Below are 2448 nucleotides of genomic sequence, written 5' to 3'. Positions count from 1 at the left end.
CCCGCCTATGCCTACGAAGAAACTTACCCCTCGCAGAAAAAGCCTGTAAATAATGGGGAAGAAATAATTGAATATTTTAAAAAAAATCAAAGTTGATTTTGAGGAAAGCCTGACCAGATTAACTGAGTCAGGCTTTATGTTTGATAGGACCTTTATGTTTAGTGATATTTAAGGTAGTACGTATGTTTGTATATTTTACAGATGGAACTTGCATTAATGATTCTGAAATTTATGGCGTAAAAGCTAAGCACGAGCAAAATAAATATGTAGTGGAAGTGACTATTAAGCCGACTCATGTACTCACTACAACCGTGAGCGTACAATTTAAGAAAGAAGTTTTTGATGATCCAAATTTAGCAAATCAGTACCTTAATCATAATTTTAATATGCCACCATATTTTTAAAACAATAAAAAAGCCTATTTCCCAGGGCCAATAGGAAATAAGCTTATAGCTTTGGACCAGTTGAGAATGTTACATATCATCCCATGCATCTTTAATCGCTTGTTTAGCGTGTTCCCATTTAAGGCGGGACTCGGCTTTTAGCTCTTCCCATTTTTGCTTTAAGCTACCTTCCATATCTTCAAACTGAGTTCCTTCTTTAGATTCAGAACGAGCCCGATGACCAAGTTCATAAGCTGCAGAAAAATCACGATCATAATCTAGATCTGGTGTAGTTAATTGCGCTTCTTGATAATAAGGACGAGTAAGATAGCTTTCACGCCAGCGAGAGTCAGAATAGTTATGATCGCCAGCTACCAGTTGAGCATGATCTGTATTTTGATCTGTCATCAGAATTCCCTCATATTTTATTGAATTTTATGTTTATATTTTGATTTAGGAAGGTGCTTTCACCTTCCTAAATGATTGACCGCATCAAAGAACAACTAAAAACGATTAGCGTTGTTGGTTGTTATTTGAGTTTTGTTGGCCAGAATCTTTTTGGTTAGATCCTTGTTGTTGGCCGCGGTTATCATTTTGCTGTTGCTGCTGATTATTTTGTTGCTGTTGATCGTTTTGCTGTTGGTTACCGTGTTGCTGTTGATTACGGTTGTCATTTTGCTGTTGTTGCTGCTGATTATTACGTTGATTTGCTTGATTATTAGTAGTGCTCATTTTTTAATACCTCATATCAATTATGACGATGTGTTTTATCTGAGAGCTTCAGATAGGTTTATTAAAACATGTAGATTTTAAATGTGTAGGGTAGGGGTGTTACCCTATATTTAACTGTAAATTTAAAATTTGAATAAATTGCTGATTTTTAATATAAGTAATTTTTTAGAATAAACATTATTAATATGAATGTTTAATAAATTACATTTCAGTACACAACATTTAAAAAAGATAATAAATATGTCTAAATGTATATTTGTTATCTTTTATATAGGTTAAGGTGTTTTTTTATCTAATATAATAAATTTTATATCTTGAGGGCTTTGTTGCACAAAGCTATTCTTGAAGGCTTCTTCAGTAATATAATTTCCAGATGAAGAAGCCTACACCTAAAATCTATCGTACAACCAATTGGTCCTCGTATAACCAAGCTTTAATCAAGCGAGGAAATATTTCAATCTGGTTTGATCCTAAGACGCAATGGTATGCACAACCACAAGGCAAGCAAGGACGAAATCAAACTTATTCCGATACAGCGATTCAATGCTGTTTAATGATCAAATCTCTATTCCGTCTTTCTTTACGTATGGTTACTGGCTTTGTTCAAAGCCTGATTAAACTCTGTGGCTTGAATTGGACAGCACCAGATTACTCCACCCTTTGTAGACGACAAAAGCATATTGATATTGCGATAAGCTATCAGAAAAGTCATGATGGGTTACACCTACTTGTCGACTCTACGGGTTTAAAGTTTTTAGGTGAAGGCGAATGGAAGCGTAAAAAACATCAGCCTGAATACCGTCGGCAATGGCGTAAACTGCATATTGGTATAGATGCTGAAACACTGCAAATACGTGCCGTTCAGCTTACTACAAATAATGTCAGTGATTCACAAGTACTAGGTGATTTACTGGATCAAATTCCACTAGATGAGCGAATAGATTCTGTCTATACCGATGGCGCGTACGACACGAAGTGCTGCAGAAAAGTGATTTCAGATCGTCAAGCACATGCAGTAATTCCACCCAGAAAGAATGCCAAGCCCTGGAAAGATTCTAAAATAAGTTCAATAGAACGAAATGAGTTACTTCAAACGGTTAAACATTTAGGCAGAACCCTATGGAAAAAATGGTCGGGTTATCACCGTCGTAGTTTGGTGGAAACCAAGATGCATTGCATCAAATTATTAGGTGATAGGCTGACGGCAAGACATTTTCAAAGTCAGGTCAATGAAATTCATGCGCGTGTGGCAGTTCTGAATAGATTTACGGAATTAGGTAGACCTCGCACCCAAGTTGTGTCTTAAATTTGAATGGATTGGGGAGAACTCAGC

At 36.2% G+C, this 2448-nt stretch carries 4 protein-coding genes and 1 pseudogene; 3 read left to right on the top strand and 2 right to left on the bottom strand.

Annotated elements, in window-relative coordinates; genetic code table 11:
* Positions 1-96: pseudogene (locus J671_RS26260) on the top strand (hypothetical protein); the annotation flags it as partial.
* Between the two features lie 86 nt (positions 97-182).
* Positions 183-404 carry a hypothetical protein gene (locus J671_RS24400; protein WP_002048363.1) on the top strand — a complete coding sequence of 74 codons (222 nt, stop codon included), beginning with the start codon at positions 183-185 and terminating at the stop codon, positions 402-404.
* Positions 405-473: 69 nt separating this feature from the next.
* On the opposite strand, the gene surA1 is transcribed toward J671_RS24400, so the two are convergent.
* Both surA1 and J671_RS24390 read right to left on the bottom strand, forming a co-directional pair.
* Positions 474-791, bottom strand: a complete 318-nt coding sequence (surA1, locus tag J671_RS24395) for a surface antigen protein 1 (protein WP_002048358.1) — start codon at positions 789-791, stop codon at positions 474-476.
* Positions 792-896: 105 nt separating this feature from the next.
* Positions 897-1115, bottom strand: a complete 219-nt coding sequence (locus J671_RS24390) for a hypothetical protein (RefSeq protein ID WP_000108361.1) — start codon at positions 1113-1115, stop codon at positions 897-899.
* A 373-nt stretch (positions 1116-1488) separates the two neighbouring features.
* On the opposite strand from J671_RS24390, the gene J671_RS24385 reads away from it, so the two are divergent.
* Positions 1489-2421, top strand: coding sequence for an IS5-like element ISAha3 family transposase (locus tag J671_RS24385; RefSeq protein ID WP_004812228.1), 933 nt, complete (start codon positions 1489-1491; stop codon positions 2419-2421).
* Positions 2422-2448: the final 27 nt, after the last annotated feature.

The sequence above is a fragment of the Acinetobacter sp. 1130196 genome (genome assembly GCF_000588095.1).
In the GTDB taxonomy this organism is placed as follows: Bacteria; Pseudomonadota; Gammaproteobacteria; order Pseudomonadales; family Moraxellaceae; genus Acinetobacter; species Acinetobacter nosocomialis.
This window is presented reverse-complemented; position numbering and strand designations above follow the sequence as displayed.